Origin of the sequence: Candidatus Enterococcus huntleyi, from assembly GCF_009933175.1 — a bacterium.
In the GTDB taxonomy this organism is placed as follows: domain Bacteria; phylum Bacillota; class Bacilli; order Lactobacillales; family Enterococcaceae; genus Enterococcus_K; species Enterococcus_K huntleyi.
Genome location: NZ_MAEJ01000030.1, coordinates 180,407 through 197,766 on the forward strand (window position 1 = coordinate 180,407; position 17,360 = coordinate 197,766).

Annotated in this window: 18 protein-coding genes and 1 tRNA gene; 14 read left to right on the forward strand and 5 right to left on the reverse strand. The window is 38.7% G+C overall.

All coding sequences use genetic code 11. The features are described 5' to 3' along the window. Positions 1-284 precede the first annotated feature (284 nt). The 9 genes from BAU15_RS13395 to BAU15_RS13435 all read left to right on the forward strand — a co-directional run bounded on the left by BAU15_RS13395 (position 285) and on the right by BAU15_RS13435 (position 8,196). Positions 285-1,019 (forward strand): GntR family transcriptional regulator, encoded by a 735-nt coding sequence (locus BAU15_RS13395; RefSeq protein WP_202622743.1) that lies wholly within the window; start codon positions 285-287, stop codon positions 1,017-1,019. 21 nt (positions 1,020-1,040) lie between these two features. Beyond that, positions 1,041-2,213: an SIS domain-containing protein gene (locus BAU15_RS13400; RefSeq protein ID WP_161843241.1), complete on the forward strand. Its 1,173-nt coding sequence runs from the start codon at positions 1,041-1,043 to the stop codon at positions 2,211-2,213. Between the two features lie 29 nt (positions 2,214-2,242). Continuing rightward, positions 2,243-3,292 carry a tagatose-bisphosphate aldolase gene (lacD, locus tag BAU15_RS13405; protein ID WP_161843242.1) on the forward strand — a complete coding sequence of 350 codons (1,050 nt, stop codon included), beginning with the start codon at positions 2,243-2,245 and terminating at the stop codon, positions 3,290-3,292. 115 nt (positions 3,293-3,407) lie between these two features. Beyond that, complete coding sequence (locus BAU15_RS13410; protein ID WP_161843243.1) at positions 3,408-5,204, forward strand: glycoside hydrolase family 35 protein; 1,797 nt, start codon at positions 3,408-3,410, stop codon at positions 5,202-5,204. Then, the gene (locus BAU15_RS13415; RefSeq protein ID WP_161843244.1) at positions 5,201-5,680 is read left to right on the forward strand and encodes a PTS sugar transporter subunit IIB; all 480 of its coding nucleotides are present in this window, start codon (positions 5,201-5,203) and stop codon (positions 5,678-5,680) included. The genes BAU15_RS13410 and BAU15_RS13415 overlap by 4 nt, the downstream gene beginning before the upstream one ends. 12 nt (positions 5,681-5,692) lie before the next feature. Further along, positions 5,693-6,580, forward strand: coding sequence for a PTS mannose/fructose/sorbose/N-acetylgalactosamine transporter subunit IIC (locus BAU15_RS13420; protein ID WP_161843245.1), 888 nt, complete (start codon positions 5,693-5,695; stop codon positions 6,578-6,580). Then, positions 6,567-7,376: a PTS system mannose/fructose/sorbose family transporter subunit IID gene (locus BAU15_RS13425; protein WP_161843246.1), complete on the forward strand. Its 810-nt coding sequence runs from the start codon at positions 6,567-6,569 to the stop codon at positions 7,374-7,376. Before BAU15_RS13420 ends, BAU15_RS13425 begins: the two co-directional genes overlap by 14 nt. Before the next feature lie 18 nt (positions 7,377-7,394). After that, positions 7,395-7,793, forward strand: a complete 399-nt coding sequence (locus BAU15_RS13430; protein WP_161843247.1) for a PTS sugar transporter subunit IIA — start codon at positions 7,395-7,397, stop codon at positions 7,791-7,793. A gap of 181 nt (positions 7,794-7,974) precedes the next feature. After that, entirely contained in the window at positions 7,975-8,196 is a 222-nt protein-coding gene (locus tag BAU15_RS13435; RefSeq protein ID WP_161843248.1) for a type II toxin-antitoxin system prevent-host-death family antitoxin, read from the forward strand. 134 nt (positions 8,197-8,330) lie between these two features. On the opposite strand, the gene BAU15_RS13440 is transcribed toward BAU15_RS13435, so the two are convergent. Next, positions 8,331-9,056, reverse strand: a complete 726-nt coding sequence (locus BAU15_RS13440) for a C39 family peptidase (protein WP_161843249.1) — start codon at positions 9,054-9,056, stop codon at positions 8,331-8,333. Between the two features lie 160 nt (positions 9,057-9,216). Continuing rightward, entirely contained in the window at positions 9,217-11,148 is a 1,932-nt protein-coding gene (locus BAU15_RS13445; protein ID WP_161843250.1) for an ABC-F family ATP-binding cassette domain-containing protein, read from the reverse strand. Positions 11,149-11,373: 225 nt separating this feature from the next. Here BAU15_RS13445 and BAU15_RS13450 point away from each other — a divergent pair, with 225 nt between their 5' ends. Beyond that, complete coding sequence (locus BAU15_RS13450; protein ID WP_161843251.1) at positions 11,374-12,021, forward strand: redox-sensing transcriptional repressor Rex; 648 nt, start codon at positions 11,374-11,376, stop codon at positions 12,019-12,021. A 107-nt stretch (positions 12,022-12,128) separates the two neighbouring features. Here the strand turns inward: BAU15_RS13450 and BAU15_RS13455 are convergent, their stop codons facing one another. Further along, the gene (locus BAU15_RS13455) at positions 12,129-12,476 is read right to left on the reverse strand and encodes a thioredoxin family protein (protein WP_161843252.1); all 348 of its coding nucleotides are present in this window, start codon (positions 12,474-12,476) and stop codon (positions 12,129-12,131) included. Between the two features lie 400 nt (positions 12,477-12,876). Here BAU15_RS13455 and BAU15_RS13460 point away from each other — a divergent pair, with 400 nt between their 5' ends. The 3 genes from BAU15_RS13460 (at position 12,877) to BAU15_RS13470 (ending at position 15,481) form a co-directional block, all read left to right on the forward strand. Next, positions 12,877-13,143, forward strand: coding sequence for a hypothetical protein (locus BAU15_RS13460; protein ID WP_161843253.1), 267 nt, complete (start codon positions 12,877-12,879; stop codon positions 13,141-13,143). A 541-nt stretch (positions 13,144-13,684) separates the two neighbouring features. Next, positions 13,685-14,632, forward strand: coding sequence for a permease (locus BAU15_RS13465; protein WP_161843254.1), 948 nt, complete (start codon positions 13,685-13,687; stop codon positions 14,630-14,632). 15 nt (positions 14,633-14,647) lie between these two features. Beyond that, positions 14,648-15,481 (forward strand): TIGR03943 family putative permease subunit, encoded by an 834-nt coding sequence (locus tag BAU15_RS13470; protein ID WP_161843255.1) that lies wholly within the window; start codon positions 14,648-14,650, stop codon positions 15,479-15,481. Between the two features lie 154 nt (positions 15,482-15,635). Here the strand turns inward: BAU15_RS13470 and BAU15_RS13475 are convergent, their stop codons facing one another. Beyond that, positions 15,636-16,133: a threonine/serine exporter family protein gene (locus BAU15_RS13475; protein ID WP_161843256.1), complete on the reverse strand. Its 498-nt coding sequence runs from the start codon at positions 16,131-16,133 to the stop codon at positions 15,636-15,638. Between the two features lie 12 nt (positions 16,134-16,145). Then, positions 16,146-16,886 carry a threonine/serine exporter family protein gene (locus BAU15_RS13480; protein ID WP_420022132.1) on the reverse strand — a complete coding sequence of 247 codons (741 nt, stop codon included), beginning with the start codon at positions 16,884-16,886 and terminating at the stop codon, positions 16,146-16,148. Between the two features lie 395 nt (positions 16,887-17,281). Between BAU15_RS13480 and BAU15_RS13485 the strand changes: the two genes are divergently transcribed. Next, positions 17,282-17,352 (forward strand) — tRNA-Gly (locus tag BAU15_RS13485). Positions 17,353-17,360: the final 8 nt, after the last annotated feature.

Below are 17,360 nucleotides of genomic sequence, written 5' to 3' on the forward strand. Positions count from 1 at the left end.
TCTTTTTTTAGTTCAGTTGATACTAAAAAGACAAGCCAATTGCTTTGTGAAAAAAATATTTCCAATTATATTTTTATGGAAAAACGAGTAACTGGTATCTAATTAAAATAACATGGTCGTTTTCTCAAGAAAATATTTTTTGTTTTTTAATACAGTATAAACCTTTGTATTAAAACAACTTATCTATATCAATCGTTTTATTTTAAAATAAAGCGATTGACAAATAACGTAAATGGATTTACATTGGTCATGTGGTAGTAACCAGTATAGAGGAGGGATCAATTGTGAAAAAGACACATAAAAAGCAGCCGCTTTATGATCAATTAGTAGATGTTTTGAGAGAAAAAATCGAAACGGAATTTGGCCCCAATACTATGTTACCGTCTGAAAGAGAATTAGTTGAACGTTACGGCTTAAGTAGGACAACCGTTCGACTTGCATTACAAGAATTAGAAAAAATGGGTTACATTTATCGGCAGCACGGAAAAGGAACATTTGTCTCCGACTTGAGTAAAAAAACTACCAATTTATCAGGTGCTTACAGTTTTACGGAGCAGATGAAAGCCTTAGGGAAGATTCCAGAAACCAAAATTTTAGAATTTGAAATAATTGAGGCTAACAGTTATTTAGCCAAGCAACTTCATATTTCATTAGGTGATTCGCTCTACAAATTAAAGCGCTTACGATTAGCTGATAATCAACCAATGATGTTAGAACGTTCCTATCTACCGGTGAAAATGTTCTTAGGAATGACGCTCCAGCAACTTGAGAGTAAACCTTTATATTCACTATTTGAAGAGAGCTATGAACAAACTATTCGTGTAGCTGATGAGGAATTTTATGCAAGTATAGTGACTGGGAAAGATGCGGAATTTTTAGATATTATGGAAGGTTCACCAGTCCTTCATTTAGTGAGAAAAACTTATAATACTAAAAATGAGTTGATTGAATTCACACGAAGTGTCGCTAGGGCTGATCAATTCCGTTATAAAATTAGTCATATTCGAGTAAATGAATAAGATAATGAAGGAGGAAGAATAATGTTTCAACAGACAGATGAAGAATTAACCAATTTAGGAGCGATTATCACTACTAGAGAAATTCAGCAACAGCCAGAGCTTTGGCAGGAGGCAAGTGCACGCTTCGAACAGAAACAAGCTGAAATTAGCCATTTTTTTGAAATGATTAAACAGGATACCGATGGACCTGTACGCGTGATTTTTACGGGAGCAGGCACTTCGCAATATATCGGAGATACGTTGGTGCCTTATTTGAATCAGTCAGGTGATACTGAGAATTTTTCATTTGAAAGTATTGGTACAACAGATATTGTTGCCACACCACAGGATTATTTAAAAAAGACAAGTCCGACACTATTAGTTTCATTTGCTAGAAGTGGGAATAGCCCTGAAAGTTTAGCAGCTGTTAGATTGGCAGATCAATTGGTTGATACGATTTATCATTTAACAATTACTTGTGCGGAAGATGGACAATTGGCTAAACATGCTCAAACTAATGAAAGACATTTGCTTTTATTAATGCCTGAAAGAGCGAATGATGCAGGATTTGCTATGACTGGCAGCTTCACTTGTATGCTTATGACGGCTTTATTGACATTTGATTTAAGTGAGTTATCAAAAAAAATGACTTACATTGCGGATGCTTCGAAGTTAGGTCAAGAGGTTATAGCTAGAGAAAATGAAATTCGGACTATCACTGAAGTTGATTTTGAACGGATTGTCTATCTGGGATCAGGTAGTTTAGCCGGTCTCACTAGAGAAGCGCAACTAAAAGTACTAGAGCTGACTGCTGGAGAAATTGCGACGGTCTTCGATTCATCGATGGGATTTCGTCATGGTCCCAAATCTTTTGTCAATAAAAGAACACTCGTTTTCGGTTTTTTGAACAATGACCCTTATACACGCAAGTATGATTTGGATATTCTAGAAGAGGTATCTGAGGATAAAATTGCGGCTAATACGGTGGCTATCGGCCAAAAAGGGAATGAAAACTTCTCGGGCAATCAATTCACTTTTACTACTGAGGCAAGCCAGCTACCTGAAGCTTATCTCGTTTTACCCGAAATTATGGTGGCACAAACAATTGCCCTTTTTTCATCAGTAAAAGTAGGCAATACACCAGATACACCTTCAGCTACGGGAACTGTTAATCGCGTTGTGAAAGGCGTGACAATTCATCCATATAAAAGTTAATTGAAACGAAACAAGATGGGAGTGGGAATATGTTAGAAATGTCAAAAGAAAAAAGAGCGAGAATGGCGGCATTGTCAACAGACAGCGGCAAAATTAAAGCTTTAGCAATCGACCAACGGGGTGCGCTGAAAAGAATGATGGCCCAAATCAGTACGCAGATAGGGGAACAATCAACGGACTTAGATCAAACAGCAGGGAAAGAGCCAGAAGAATTGGTTGCATCAAGAATCGAGACGTTCAAACAATTGGTTTCAGAAGAACTAACGCCATACGCTTCAGCCATTCTATTGGATCCCGAATATGGTCTGCCGGCAGCGAAGGCTAGAGATTCGCAATCTGGATTGTTGTTAGCTTACGAAAAAACGGGCTATGATGCAACAACTCCTGGGCGATTACCCGATTTACTCAGTGAATGGTCGGTGCTTCGTTTAAAGGAAATGGGCGCAGATGCTATTAAATTTTTACTTTACTATGATGTTGATGAAGCGGTGCACATTAACCAACTTAAACAGGTATTTATTGAACGGCTCGGTAGCGAATGCGCGGAAGAAGATCTGCCTTTTTATTTAGAGCTTGTCTCTTACGATGCAACTATATCTGATTCAAATTCGATGGAATATGCCAAAGCAAAACCGCATAAAGTAATCGAAATGATGAAAGAATTTTCTAAACCAGTCTATAAAGTGGATGTTTTGAAAGTCGAAGTCCCAGTTAATATGAATTTTGTAGAAGGATTCTCAACTAATCAAAGTGTCTACACAAGAAATGAAGCTGCTACGTATTTTCTTGAACAAAGTCAAGCTAGCGATTTACCCTTCATTTTCTTAAGTGCTGGGGTGTCTGCTGAGCTCTTCAAAGAAACGCTCCTATTTGCTCACGAATCTGGTTCAACGTTTAATGGCGTTCTATGTGGTCGAGCGACTTGGAGTGATGGAGTGAAACCATTTATCGAATTAGGAGAAGAGGCCACTCGAGACTGGCTAAAAAATCAGGGACGCGAAAATATAACCTCACTTAATGCAGTTGTCGAGAAAACAGCTAGCCCTTGGTATGAAAAAATAGTAAACACTAAAGAATAGTAAGGCATCACTTATTTGGTTAAATGCGTGACACTGAATGACCGATTGGGTTATATACAATAGTCATTCTGTTTCCAAACAACTAATTGATAGCGATTACAAAAGGAGGAGTCAGATGACAACCTTTGAAATTCAGGAGGAATTTTTACTTGATGGAAAACCATTTAAGATTCTTTCAGGGGCCATCCATTATTTTCGTATTCACCCAGATGATTGGTATCATTCGCTGTATAATTTGAAAGCATTGGGCTTTAATACGGTAGAGACGTATATTCCATGGAATATACACGAACCTCAAAAAGGTCAATTCAATTTCGAAGGGATTTGTTCAATTGAGAACTTTTTAAAGACAGCTCAAGACCTAGGTTTATATGCCATTGTTCGCCCGTCCCCTTATATTTGTGCAGAATGGGAATTTGGTGGCTTACCGGCATGGTTATTGAATGAACCGAGAATTAGACTTCGTTCAAGTGATCCCTCGTTTTTGAAGCATGTTGCGGATTACTATGAAGTTCTTTTAGAGCGGTTGAGACCTTACCAACTCTCACAAGGTGGAAATATCCTAATGTTTCAAATAGAAAATGAATATGGCTCTTATGGAGAAGACAAAGAGTATTTGAGTTCAATAAAATCACTGATGGAAAAATCTGGGATTACAGGACCTTTTTTCACCTCTGATGGTGCTTGGCCGGCTACTCTGAGGGCTGGAACGATACCAGAAGAAGATTGCTTAGTCACAGGTAATTTCGGTTCAAAAGCTTCTGAAAATTTCGCAGCTATGCAAAAATTCATGACAGATCATCAAAAAAAATGGCCACTGATGTGTATGGAATTTTGGAATGGCTGGTTTAATCGATGGAATGAGCCAATCATTCGCCGTGATCCAAGAGAAACGGCTGAGGAAATTAAGGCGGTACTGCAGTTGGGAAGTATCAATCTCTACATGTTTCATGGCGGGACAAACTTTGGTTTCATGAATGGCTGTTCTGTAAGAGGGACGACGGATTTACCGCAAATTACTTCTTATGATTATGATGCACCACTAGATGAACAAGGAAATCCGACCAATAAATATTTTGCGATTAAAGACATGCTACATGAACAGTTTCCTGAACTGGAACAAAGGGAGCCCTTAATCAAATCTTCGATTGAATTAAAAGACATTCCCTTAAAAAATAAGGTCAGTTTATTTTCAACTGTGGATCAGTTAGTGACGCCCATCCATGCTAAGTATCCTTTAACTATGGAACAGCTACATCAAAATACGGGCTATCTTCTCTATCAAACACTGCATACAGTAGATGATGTCACAGAAAACTATCGAATAATTGATGCCAGTGACCGAGTACAGTTCTATGCAGATGGCGAACTAATTTCCACGCAATACCATGATGAAGTCGGAGAAACAATCACCGTTAATCCTACTTCTAATCAGAGTAAGATAGCTATTTTAGTCGAAAATATGGGGCGTGTAAATTATGGCGCAAAGCTTACTGCCGATTCTCAGCGTAAAGGAATTCGGACTGGGGTCATGTGCGATATCCACTTTCTTACAGAATGGATCCATTACCCATTAGCGTTGGAAACGAGTGAAAAGATCGACTTTTCAGGCGATTGGGTAGAAAAGCAACCCAGTTTTTATCAGTATCAATTCACTCTTGAGGAGGTGGAGGATACTTTTATAGATCTTAGTCAGTTTGGTAAAGGCTGTGTCTTTGTCAATCAGCAAAATATTGGACGTTTCTGGGCAGTTGGGCCAACGTTATCACTTTATATCCCTAAAGGGTTATTAAAGAGAGGTCAAAATGAGCTAATTATTTTCGAAACGGAAGGTGTGTACCAAGCTTCAATTTCTCTCACTAAACAACCTGTGTTCAAACAAATTCAGATAAATGAGGAGGAGCAAAAATGAGTATTATTGCTACAAGAATTGATGGACGTTTAATTCATGGTCAGGTGGCTAATCTTTGGACAACTAAGTTAAATATTACGCGAATTATGGTGGTAGATGATGAAATGGCAAATAATGCGATTGAAAAGAGTGGTTTAAAATTAGCGACCCCAGCTGGTGTCAAATTAAGTGTGTTGCCCGTTGAAAAAGCGGCGAGCAATATTTTAGCAAATAAATATGACTCTCAACGTCTATTGATTGTTGCTAAAGGACCGGATCGATTTTTAAAATTGGTGGAATTAGGGGTGGCAATCAAAGAAGTGAATGTAGGGAACATGTCTCAAACCGATAAAACACGAGCAATTACCAAATCAATCAATGTAGTAGACAGTGATATCGAGGTATTCAAAAAGCTAGACAAATTAGGGGTGAAATTAGTTGCGCAAATGGTCCCAAGTGACCGGTCAGAAGACTTCATGTCTTTACTTAAAAATTAGGAGGAATAATTCATGAATATTGCATGGTGGCAGATATTATTATTAACTTTATATGCAGGGTACCAAATTATCGATGAATTACAGATATATTCTTCAATGAGCGCACCTGTTTTCGCAGGATTAATCTCAGGAATCATCATGGGAGACGTAACAGCCGGATTATTAATTGGTGGAAGTATGCAGCTGACTATTTTAGGTGTAGGAACATTTGGTGGCGCATCGAGAATTGACGCAAATTCTGGGACAGTCTTAGCGACCGCATTCTCGATTGCTTTAGGCATGGATCCAGAACAAGCCATTGCGGCAATCGCCGTACCGGTTGCTAGTTTGATGATTCAAATGGATATTTTAGGACGTTTTGCGAATACCTATTTTGCTCATCGAATTGATGCGCATATCGAAACAATGAACTATAAAGGAATTGAGCGTAACTTCTTATTTGGTACAATTCCTTGGGCCTTTTCACTGATGGTTCCGGTCTTCTTAGCATTAACTTTCGGTGGGGAACTTGTCCAAAAAGTTGTTGCCTATTTGAATGGCGATTTGAAGTGGTTAGGCGATGGATTATCCGTTGCTGGAGCTGTTTTACCAGCAGTCGGGTTTGCTATCTTATTGCATTATTTACCAGTCAAAAAACATTTTGCTTATCTCGTTCTAGGATTTGTCATTACGGCTTTATTAACAACCGTCTTTGGCAATATTCAGTTACTTGGCACAGGCGTTGCTAGTGTGGTCAAAGACTTCTCTGGTATATTTAATGCTTTACCAATGCTTGCAATTGCTTTAATCGGATTTGCCTTAGCATCTTTAAGCTATAAGAATTCGCAGATTACACCACACGTATCAAGTGGGAATCAACAGACTTCTGATAAGGGGGAAATTGAAGATGACGAAATCTAATTATAAATTAACAAAAGAGGACTTTGCCCAAATTAATCGTAGAAATCTATTTGGTTTTCAATTAGGTTGGAATTATGAACGGATGCAAGGTTCAGGATATCTTTACACTATATTGCCACAGCTTAGAAAAATATATGGCGATGATACACCTGAGTTAAAAGAAATGATGAAAACGCATGTTCAATTCTTTAATACTTCAAATTTCTTTAATACGATTATTACGGGTATTGACTTAGCAATGGAGGAAAAAGAAGGTGTTTCAGCAAGAGAAACTGTTTCTGGTTTGAAAGTTGGTTTAATGGGACCTTTTGCGGCAATTGGCGATTCAATCTTCGCTTCATTAGTTCCGACTATATTTGGAGCCTTAGCAGCTAATATGGCCATTAATGGGAATCCAACTGGAATATTTGTTTGGATTGCGGCTCAAATTGCGATTATGGTTTTTCGTTGGAAACAGCTAGCATTTGCGTACAAAGAAGGCGTTTCTTTGGTTACAACTATGCAAAGTCGTCTCACTGCTTTGACAGATGCAGCGACTGTTTTAGGTGTTTTCATGGTTGGGGCTTTAGTCGCAACCATGGTTAATGTGAAATTCTCTTGGGCACCAAGTATCGGCGATGTTACGCTAAATATTCAAAATAGTCTCGATATGATCTTGCCTCGTTTGTTACCAGTAGGGATCGTTGCTGCCGTGTATTGGTTATTAGGTAAGAAAAACATTACGTCAACAAAAGCAATTTTTATCGTGTTGCTTGTGTCAATTGTACTATCTGCTCTTGGCGTGATTTCAAAATAAGTGATTGGGGGACAAAGTATGGACAAACAATTAATTTTAGTTAGTCATGGGACACTCTGCGAGGAATTAAAGAAAAGTACCGAGATGATTATGGGCGCCCAACCGGCAATTCATACAGTTGCATTACTTCCCGAAGAGGGACCGGCAGACTTTCTGACGAAATTCAAAGCAGTGACTAAGGATTTGGATGATTTTCTTGTGATGGCTGACTTAATGGGGGGCACTCCCTGCAATATTGTTGCAAAAGAACTCATGTTAGGCGCTCAATTTGATCTGTATGCAGGAATGAACATGCCAATGGTGATAAGCTTCATCAATGCGCAAATGACACAAACCTCTAGCAATTTTCTTGAGGATGCACAAAGTAATATCTATTATGTGAATGAGCAGCTTCTAGAAGTAGAAGAGGATGAATAGACCTCTAATGATGGATAAAATGTAAATAAGAGTAAACCAAGGATGTTAGTTTTCATATGACATTCTTGGTTTTTTATCGATTTTAAAAGCAAAATAGTTCTGAAAATATTTGGCTAAGTAGCAGTCTTCACTGTCTTTTATAGGCAAAATAGCGTACAGTACTTATAGGAGAGTGATTTTTATGAAAAATATCAAACCAATTTCTGATTTGCGTAATTATAATCGCTTGTTGACGGAAGTAACGAATCAGGAACCCGTTTACTTGACCAAAAATGGTCGAGTTCAATATGCGGTACTTGAGATTACTTACCTTGAAAAATTACAAGCAGCCATCGATATTTTAGATCGAATAAAAAAAGAAGAAACTAGTAATGAAGGAAGTATCACTAACAAGAAAAGATAATATCCTGTTCAAAATTACTAATGAAAAATAAAAAAACTGAACAACAACAGTATTTTTTTCTGTCGCTTGTTTCAGTCTTTTTTTGCTTGATCAAATTAATGCTCAATTCAATCAATCGTTGTGTACGGTATTATTTATGCGTAGACCCAATAATTAATGACCTGTGAAGCGATTTGGTCTATTGAGTAGTCTTCTTTATAGTGATTTTTTTCTGGAGTATCATTGGGGTCGTACACTTTAATTTGACCTTCATGACAACTTGATAGAATCATAATATGTCCAGTATCAGTGAATTCTCCTGGTGAGACAGACACGACCACCGGAATTCCTTGTTCCAAGTAGTTCAATGCCGCGTCGATGCTATTGTCTAAATTTTGAAAAGGTAAGCCATAATAACTGGCAAAGTCGGCAAAGATATTCCATGAAGTTCCGGCACCATCGACAAAATAAGCATCGTGGGACCAATCCAAAATTTCCGTTGGCTCAACCGAGCGACCTTCAACTTCTGAGAGAATCATCGATAGACTGGCAATCGCGCAGCCGTTCACACCTAACGTGTTATCACCATAAGGGACTTCAGACCAACGTTCATCTGTCTGCAAGTTCAATGGGTAATGATTATCTGTTGGGTTATTTTTTTCTAAATATTTATTAGCTTCTTGACCAAATGATTGCTGAGATTGTTCTGAATGAAAAACATCTTGAATTGGTGAGTCCGATAAAAAATCTCCTGTGTTGGCAATCGCCCAGACGCCACCGACAAGTAATAATAGGCATAAGAAGAGCAGTATGGGGCTTTTTCGTTTCTTCCTTTTGTATGTTTTCTGCTTATACGGCTTTCGCGGCTGCATTTTTTTCATTATGTATCCCCCTAATAGTTATGTTCTTTATAGCTCTCCTTATATTTAACGATAACTTTACCAAAATAGCTGTAGTTATTGGAATCCTTAATGTTTTCGTAACTATCTTTAAAAAAAGCTAAGAATCTTTTTCATTCAAAAAAGACTCTTAGCTAGTTAATTAATTTAATTCTTCTAATTCTAGACTGACAACTTCCCATTCATTCAGAAATTCATCTTGCTGTTGGCGCGCAGCTTCTAATTCCTGATTGAGTTCCATCAGTCGAACATGGTTGTCCAGCAACTCTGGTTTAACCATTTCTTTTTCTAATTCCTCGATTACCGTATCTAATTTTGCCATGTCTTCTTCGAGCTGTGTAATCTTTCGGCTTAAGCTACGCACAAGTTTTTGCTGCTCTTTATTCTGATAAAACTCTTTTTTGGGCGTAGAAGGGGCGGTAACTTCATTTTCTTTTGCTAATAGCTCCGCGATTTCTTCCTCTTCTCTTTTCTTTTCCAAGTAATAATCGTAATCACCTAAATAAAGTTTGCTACCTGTTTCAGAAAGCTCAATGACTTTTGTTGCTAGTCGATTAATAAAGTAACGGTCATGAGAGACAAAGAGAAGGGTACCCTCGTAATCAATCAACGCATTTTCTAATACTTCTTTATTATCAATATCTAAATGGTTCGTAGGTTCATCGAGAATCAGAAAGTTTTCTTTATTCATAGAAAGTTTTGCGAGAGCAACACGAGCTTTCTCACCACCACTTAATAGGGGGATTGTCTTCTCAACATCATCACCAGAAAATAGAAAACCACCTAAGACACTACGAATGTCTTTTTCCTGAGTGGTAGGATGCTCATCCCAAAGCTCAGCCAAGACGGTTTTATTCCCGTGTAATTCGGCTTGTCCCTGATCATAATAACCAATTGTGACATTGGCGCCCAAATGAGCAGCACCTTTGATGAACGGTAATTTACCGATAATCGATTTTAATAACGTCGACTTCCCAATTCCATTCGGACCCACAAGGGCAATCGCATCTTTTCTGCGAACATCTAAATTGACAGGTTCAGCTAATATCTGAAGAGCGTCATAGCCGATTGCAGCATCCTCCACTTGAAGCACGACATTTCCCGATGGTCGCTCAATATCGAATAGGAAGTGGGCCGATTTTTCATCCCCTTGTGGACGATCCATCCGGTCCATTTTTTCTAAGGCTTTACGGCGACTTTGGGCCCGTTTTGTTGTCGAAGCACGGACAATATTTCGTGCGACAAAGTCCTCTAGTTTATTAATTTCTGTTTGCTGCTTCTCATAGGCTTTCCATTCAGTCGTCAACTGCTCAGCCTTTAATTCTAGATAGCGTGAATAATTCCCTTTGTAATGGCGCATCTTTTTACGGCTTAATTCATACACTTCATTGGCCACTTTATCTAAGAAATAGCGGTCATGGGAAACGATGAGCAAGGCACCCGTATAATTTTGCAAATAATTCTCTAGCCAAGCCAAAGTAGTAATGTCTAAATGGTTTGTCGGCTCATCTAAGATTAAAATGTCAGGTCTTTGTAAGAGCATTCTGGCCAAAGCCAAACGAGTTTTTTGCCCACCAGAAAGTGTATCGATTTGTTTATCATAGAAAGTCGCATCAAATTGAAAGCCGTGCAAGACTGAACGAATTTCATTTTCATAGCCGTAGCCATTTTTCTCAGCGAACTCGTGCTGCAAACGATCATATTCTTTCATGACAGACTCGTAATTACTGGCTTCCGGAAGTAATTCGCTAATCATGATCTCAAGTTCCCTCATGCGTGCTTCCATTTTACGAACTTCTTCAAAGGCCTTTAACATTTCATTCCAGACCGTCTCCGTCGAAGCTAAACCCGTATCCTGTGCTAAGTAGCCTAAGGTTGCCGTTTTATTTTTTGAAATCGTCCCAGCATCAGGACTTTCTAAACCAGCGATTATTTTTAAAAGGGTGGATTTACCTGCGCCATTTCGACCGACTAAAGCCGTACGTGCACCACTGTTTATTTCTAAATGTATATTTTCAAACAAAGTCTCCGCGCCAAAATAGCGAGCCACTTGATTAGCTTGTAATAAAATCATGGAATCCTCTTTCCTGCTTGTGAAATTTACCTTCTAATTCGTAGAAGATACCCATGTCTAGTGTATCATATTTTCAATGGACTCGCGAGATGAAAGCAATTGTCCAGAATCTGGCTATTTTGAAAAAAATTCACAATTTTAGAGCTAAGCAATTGCTTTTTAGAGAGAAAACTTGTTATGATGTATGTATTGTTCAATGTATTTCAATTAATGGAGGTAGTAATTTTGAAAGATCAAGTGATTCCGAAAGCAACCGCAAAACGTTTACCCTTATATTATCGCTATTTACGAATTCTACATAACGCCGGAAAATTAAAAGTTTCTTCTACTGAACTTAGTGAAGCTGTCCAAGTGGATAGTGCCACTATTCGTCGAGACTTTTCTTATTTTGGTGAGTTAGGAAAACGTGGGTATGGCTACGATGTCGAAGATTTAATGAATTTCTTCGCAAAGACTTTAAATGATGACGAGCTAACAAATGTCGCTTTAATCGGGGTCGGGAACCTAGGTAGTGCCTTACTAAAATATAAGTTCCACCAAAGCAACAGTATTCGTGTCAGCTGCGCCTTTGATGTCAATGATGATATTGTGGGTCGCATCGTTGATGGTATTCCTGTCTATCCGATGGAGGATATGATGGAACAGATTAAAATTCAACAAATTGAGGTAGCTATTCTGACTATTCCAGCTGACAGAGCGCAAGGAGTAGTGAACCATTTAGCCGACGCAGGGATCAAAGGTATTTTAAACTTTACAGCTGCACGTCTATCAGCGCCGTCACATGTACTTATCCAGAACGTTGATTTAACCAATGAGCTACAAACATTGATTTACTTCTTACATTCAGATAACTCATTAACAAAAGAAAATTAAGTCAAAGTAAAAGCTAGGACCATTGATTATCTTCCAGTAAAAACATTTACTGGAGAGGAATCGATAAGTCCTAGCTTTTTTCATTTTCGATGTATTTGCATCTTTATTTATTGAAACAATTCTTCATAGCTAAGTGTCGAGGTTGTCTGCGTTAATTCTGTCAACAAATCTTCAACTTGCTTTAGATTAATGAAGCGAGCTTGGCGATGCAGCTCTTTGCCGTGAGAGAAAACCATTAGTGCGGGAACTGTCATTACTTCAAATTCACTCGCTACCTCAGGAAATTGATCGGCATCCAGTTGGTAACTAGGAATCGTAAAGTTTTGTAAAAGTTGTTCTGTGCGCGGTAGAATTGCATGGCAGACACTACAATCTTCGCGAGAAATATAAATGAGTGAAGCAGGGGCTTGCTCGATGGTTTCAAGCGCTTCTGCTAATCGCTTAGGTTGAATCATAATAATCGTCTCCTTTGAGCCAAATTTACAAGCTTTGTCAGGTAAAGTCAAACTTTCTGTTTCTATAGAAGAACAATGGACGATGTTTAGGCCATTTCCACAAAAAGTGTGAATTAACTAAAAGGATATTGCTAACTACTTGTCTACGCAAAAAAAGGTGTTCATATTATTTTTAGAAAAAATAATAGTTAGGACTAACTGAAGAAAAGCCTATTATATTAAGGAATTTGAGCGTATAGTGAAGACACGGAAAAGTTAGCTTGACGGCTGATTCCACTAATTCAATATGAGTAGGACGCCACTAAAGGTTTGAAAATAATGAACGATGGAGATGACGCCAAAATGATTGGAAAATTTTTTGTCTTTATTCTTCTGAGTGATTCTAACAGGAGAAACATCAATGAAAATCCTAAACCTATTGACCCAGCTTGCGAAAACACTCCCTGTGTTACTCGCCGCTCACGTCAGTGGTGGGGTTGTGTTGCTTGTTTGTTTCGTGTGGTTAGCGGGGAAATTAATGAACTGTATCTGTGATGTACTGATTGTTCGTGCGCAATGCGCACGAGATATCAGAGTCGCGTCTATTCATTCAAGTTCACCCAATGCTCGACCACCTAATGAACAAGCGACACGTCTTGATAGACATAAAAAAAACCGTCACGGTTAGCAGCCCAGCACGGTTTAATAGAAAAAACTATTGAATTACGTTGGAACTAGCCTAAAAGTTGACTATGAAAGTTCCGTATTGAAGTCCGATTCGACTCGGGCTTCTTTTCTATTTCAATGTACTCTTTTCTTGTCTGTATGTCAACTTTCTTTTTTGCAAAGTACCTAAATTACTCAACGTCTAGCTTTTCCCAAATTACTATACACTAAAGTTCACCCAATGCTCGACCACCTGATGAACAAGCGGCACGTCTTGATAGACACAAAAAAAACCCGTCACAGTTAGGTAGCCAGCACGGTTTAATAGAAAAAACTATTGAATTACGTTGGAACTAGCCTAAAAGTTGACTATGAAAGTTCCGTATTGAGGTCCGACTAGTATCGGACTTCTTTATTCTTTCACCCTACGCCTTTCTTGTTCGGATATCAATTTTTTGTTTTTTTTCATAAATATAAATGAAGTTCAGAATACAGACTTGTTCTTTTTCTGAAAAAGGGGTATAGTTATTCCGTTTTATAAGAAAATTATTAGGAGGTCAAGAATGTTTCAATTTCTTCCTCATTCTGTACTGCAGATGAGCACCATATTTTTGTCAATTGTTATTGAAGCCTTGCCATTTGTTCTATTGGGCTGCCTAATCTCAGGTGCCCTTCATGTATTTTTAACACCTGAACGTGTGCAAAAGTTTTTGCCTAAAAATAAGCTATTATCGATTATTGTTGGTTGTCTCATGGGCTTTTTCTTTCCTTCTTGTGAATGTGGGATTGTGCCGATCGTCAATCAATTTGTCAAAAAAGAAGTGCCTGTCTACACCGCTTTTGCTTTTATGCTCACGGCACCAATTATAAATCCAATCGTTATTTTCTCTACATTCATTGCATTTGGCAATTCATGGAAATTTGCTTTCTGGCGAATCTTGGGAAGTTTTTTGGTTGCATTAGTGGTTGGTATTTGGTTAGCGTATTTCAATAAAACTGATATTCTGAAATCAAAGTTACAGTCACAGCTATCCGCAATAAATCCTGAAGCACAGACTCATGACGAACACACACATGGATCACATACACATAGTCATGATGCTCATCAGAAATCATTTTTTCATCAGTTTGGGCATGTATTGACTCACGGTGTGGATGAGTTTTTTGACACGGGGCGCTATCTTGTGATTGGGGCTTTGATTGCTTCGGCGATGCAGACGTATCTGCCAACAGGTTGGATGATGACGCTGGCTTCTACAAAAGTTTTGGCGGTTCTAATTATGTTATTAATGGCCTTTATCCTTTCTCTTTGTTCAGAAGCAGATGCGTTTATCGGGTCTTCACTGTTAAGTCTTTTCGGTACAGGTCCGGTGGTCGGTTTCTTAGTCTTTGGCCCGATGGTCGATATCAAAAATCTATTGATGATGAAACGTTATTTTAGCGGAAAGTTTATCGCGACTTTGGTGGGTATTATTGGACTTGTCGTGTTCGGCTACGCACTGATTATTTAGAGAGAGGGGACAGTTATGTTTCGATTGATTATCTTAGCAGGTTATTTTGAATTAATGGCTTACTTACAAATTTCTGGCAAATTAGATCAGTATATCAATGTACATTATCAATATTTAGCGATTCTATCAATGGTGCTGTCTTTTGTTCTTGCTGTCGTCCAATTAGTGCTGATTTTGCGCAATAAAGAACACCAAGTAGCTGAAGATGACCCACATGAGCATCATTTGACTAAGGGTTATCAAAAAGCCAGCGCTTATTTGTTATTAGCGTTGCCCATCATCGTGGGTTTACTTTTTCCGACAATCAGCTTGGATACAACGATCGTTGAAGCGAAAGGCTTTAATTTTCCAATTAGTAAAGAATCTGTCGGCGACCCAGATGTTCAAACACAATATTTAAAACCCGATACGAGTATTTATTTTAACGAAGCTGATTATCAGGAACAGATGGATACGTTATTAGAAAAATATGATCAACAAGGTACATTAAAGATTACTGAAGCCAATTATTTGGAAATCATGGAACTCATCTATAATTACCCTAGTGCTTTTATCGGGCGTGCTGTATCTTATGATGGCTTCATTTATCAGGCAAAAAATCAAGAAATTAGCGATTTGTTTGTGTTCCGTTTCGGAATTATTCATTGTGTTGCTGATTCAGGTGTTTTCGGTTTGCGTACGAAACTACCTCATTCTGAAGAACCAAAGAATGATACGTGGGTGCATATCGAAGGCACGATTCAGTCAGAATATTATGCGCCCTTCAAACGAACCTTGCCTTTTGTCGATGCTAACACAGTGACGACTATCGCGACACCAGAAAATCAATATGTCTATCGTTCGTTTTAATCTATACAAATAAACAGGATTCCCCTCAAATGATGATTGATTTTGAGGGGAATCCTGTTTTTGAATGCTGTTCATTATTTGAATCATTGGCATGTTTCCATGGATTTGCTTTCGTTTATACAGGGTAGCCTGTGCGCAAAATAGTAACTATTTCTTATTGTGGAGATTTCTTTTTCGGCTTCGTCGCCTTGGCACGTATTTTGAAGATTGCTTCTCGTTTCACTTTGAAATTGCGAATATTATGGTTAAAGACTTCAGATAATACCAAACCTAAGGCGATTGCACCGGCAATCATGATTGCTTGAACGGCTGCAGAAACGGCTTCTTGGTAAGTGCCGACGACTAGATTTCGAACGGCTTGATAGGCTAGCCCTCCAGGAACTAATGGAACCATACCAGGAATATTAAAGATGGTGACAGGCATTTTAAGCCAGCGAGAGAAGAAATAGCTAGCAGAAGCCACACCTAATGAACCCAAAAGAGAGCCCAGTGCCGCTGTCCCGCCAAACTGAACACAGCCCCAATAGAGCACCCAGCCAACGACGCCAGATAAGCCACAATAAATCAATGCTTTTCTCGGCACATTTGTGATAATAGCGAAGGCAGCCGTTGCCAAAAAACTGAATAAAATTTGTATACTGATTGCACTCATTTATAGCGCCTCCTAACCCATAAATTGAAAAACAAATGCGATAGCAAAGCCAATCATTGAAGCCGTCATGAGGGCTTCAGTCCCACGCGAAACACCTGACAAATAATGGCCCGCCAACAAATCGCGGATGGCATTGGTAATCTGAACCCCAGGAACCAGCGGCATCACGCAACCAATAATAATCATATCCTGGCTGACGCCAAAGCCCATACGAGCACAGAGAATTCCGGCAAAGCCAATAAAGAGGGAGGCTAAAAATTCAGCCAAGAAGCGAATGCGGAAAAAACGTAACCCACAGAGAAAGAGCGTATAGCCAATCCCGCCAATCACTAACGTAATCGGTAAGTCATGGAAGGTGCCACCAAATAGAATCATAATCGCGCCACTCACGATAGCAGCACTGACGATTTGCAGCCAAACAGGGAAGAAAATTCGTTCTTTATCCAACTCTTTTAACTTTTGTAAGAGCTCCGTCAAAGTCAGTTGCCCAGCTACATATTCTCGTGACAGATTATTAACTTTGACTACTTTTTCTAAATTAATCGAACGATTCGTTATCTGTTCCATGCGAATGGTGGAGGTCTGATCAATTCCTACAAAGAGACCAGTCTGTGTCACATAACTGACCAATCGATAATTTCCCGAAGCTAAGGCAATTCGGCTCATAGTATCCTCCACACGATACATCTCGGCATTGCTCTCCATCATAATTTTGCCGGCCAACAGGCAGGTTTCTAGTAATTTATCGGTGATTTGTTCAGCAGTTTGTTCATTTGATTGTTCGTTTATTTGTTTTAGTGATTGTTCATCTAGTTGTACGTTTATTTTCTCGGTAAGTTGTTCAGTCAAAAGAAGACCTCCAGTTAGTTGTTCGAGTTTATATGAATCAAGTTATGATGAGAAAACATCTGAATCAGCATATCGAGACGCCGTTCATTTAGTTGTGCAGATTTGTGTATGTCTGTCTCCCAGTTTACTTTTTTGAGCTGGTTTATTCTTGCTCACGTGCTTACTGGCTTGGTTGATTAGCCAAGGGATAGTTATAATCAAAGTTCTTCTTCATTTTACTACATATTTTTGTAGAATTGTGATCCTTGAAGTAAATCTCTTGTACTCTAATTTTAACTGGCGTATACTATCATTATTGCGCGGGTGTAGTTTAGTGGTAAAATTCCAGCTTCCCAAGCTGATGTCGCGGGTTCGATTCCCGTCACCCGCTTAAATGTA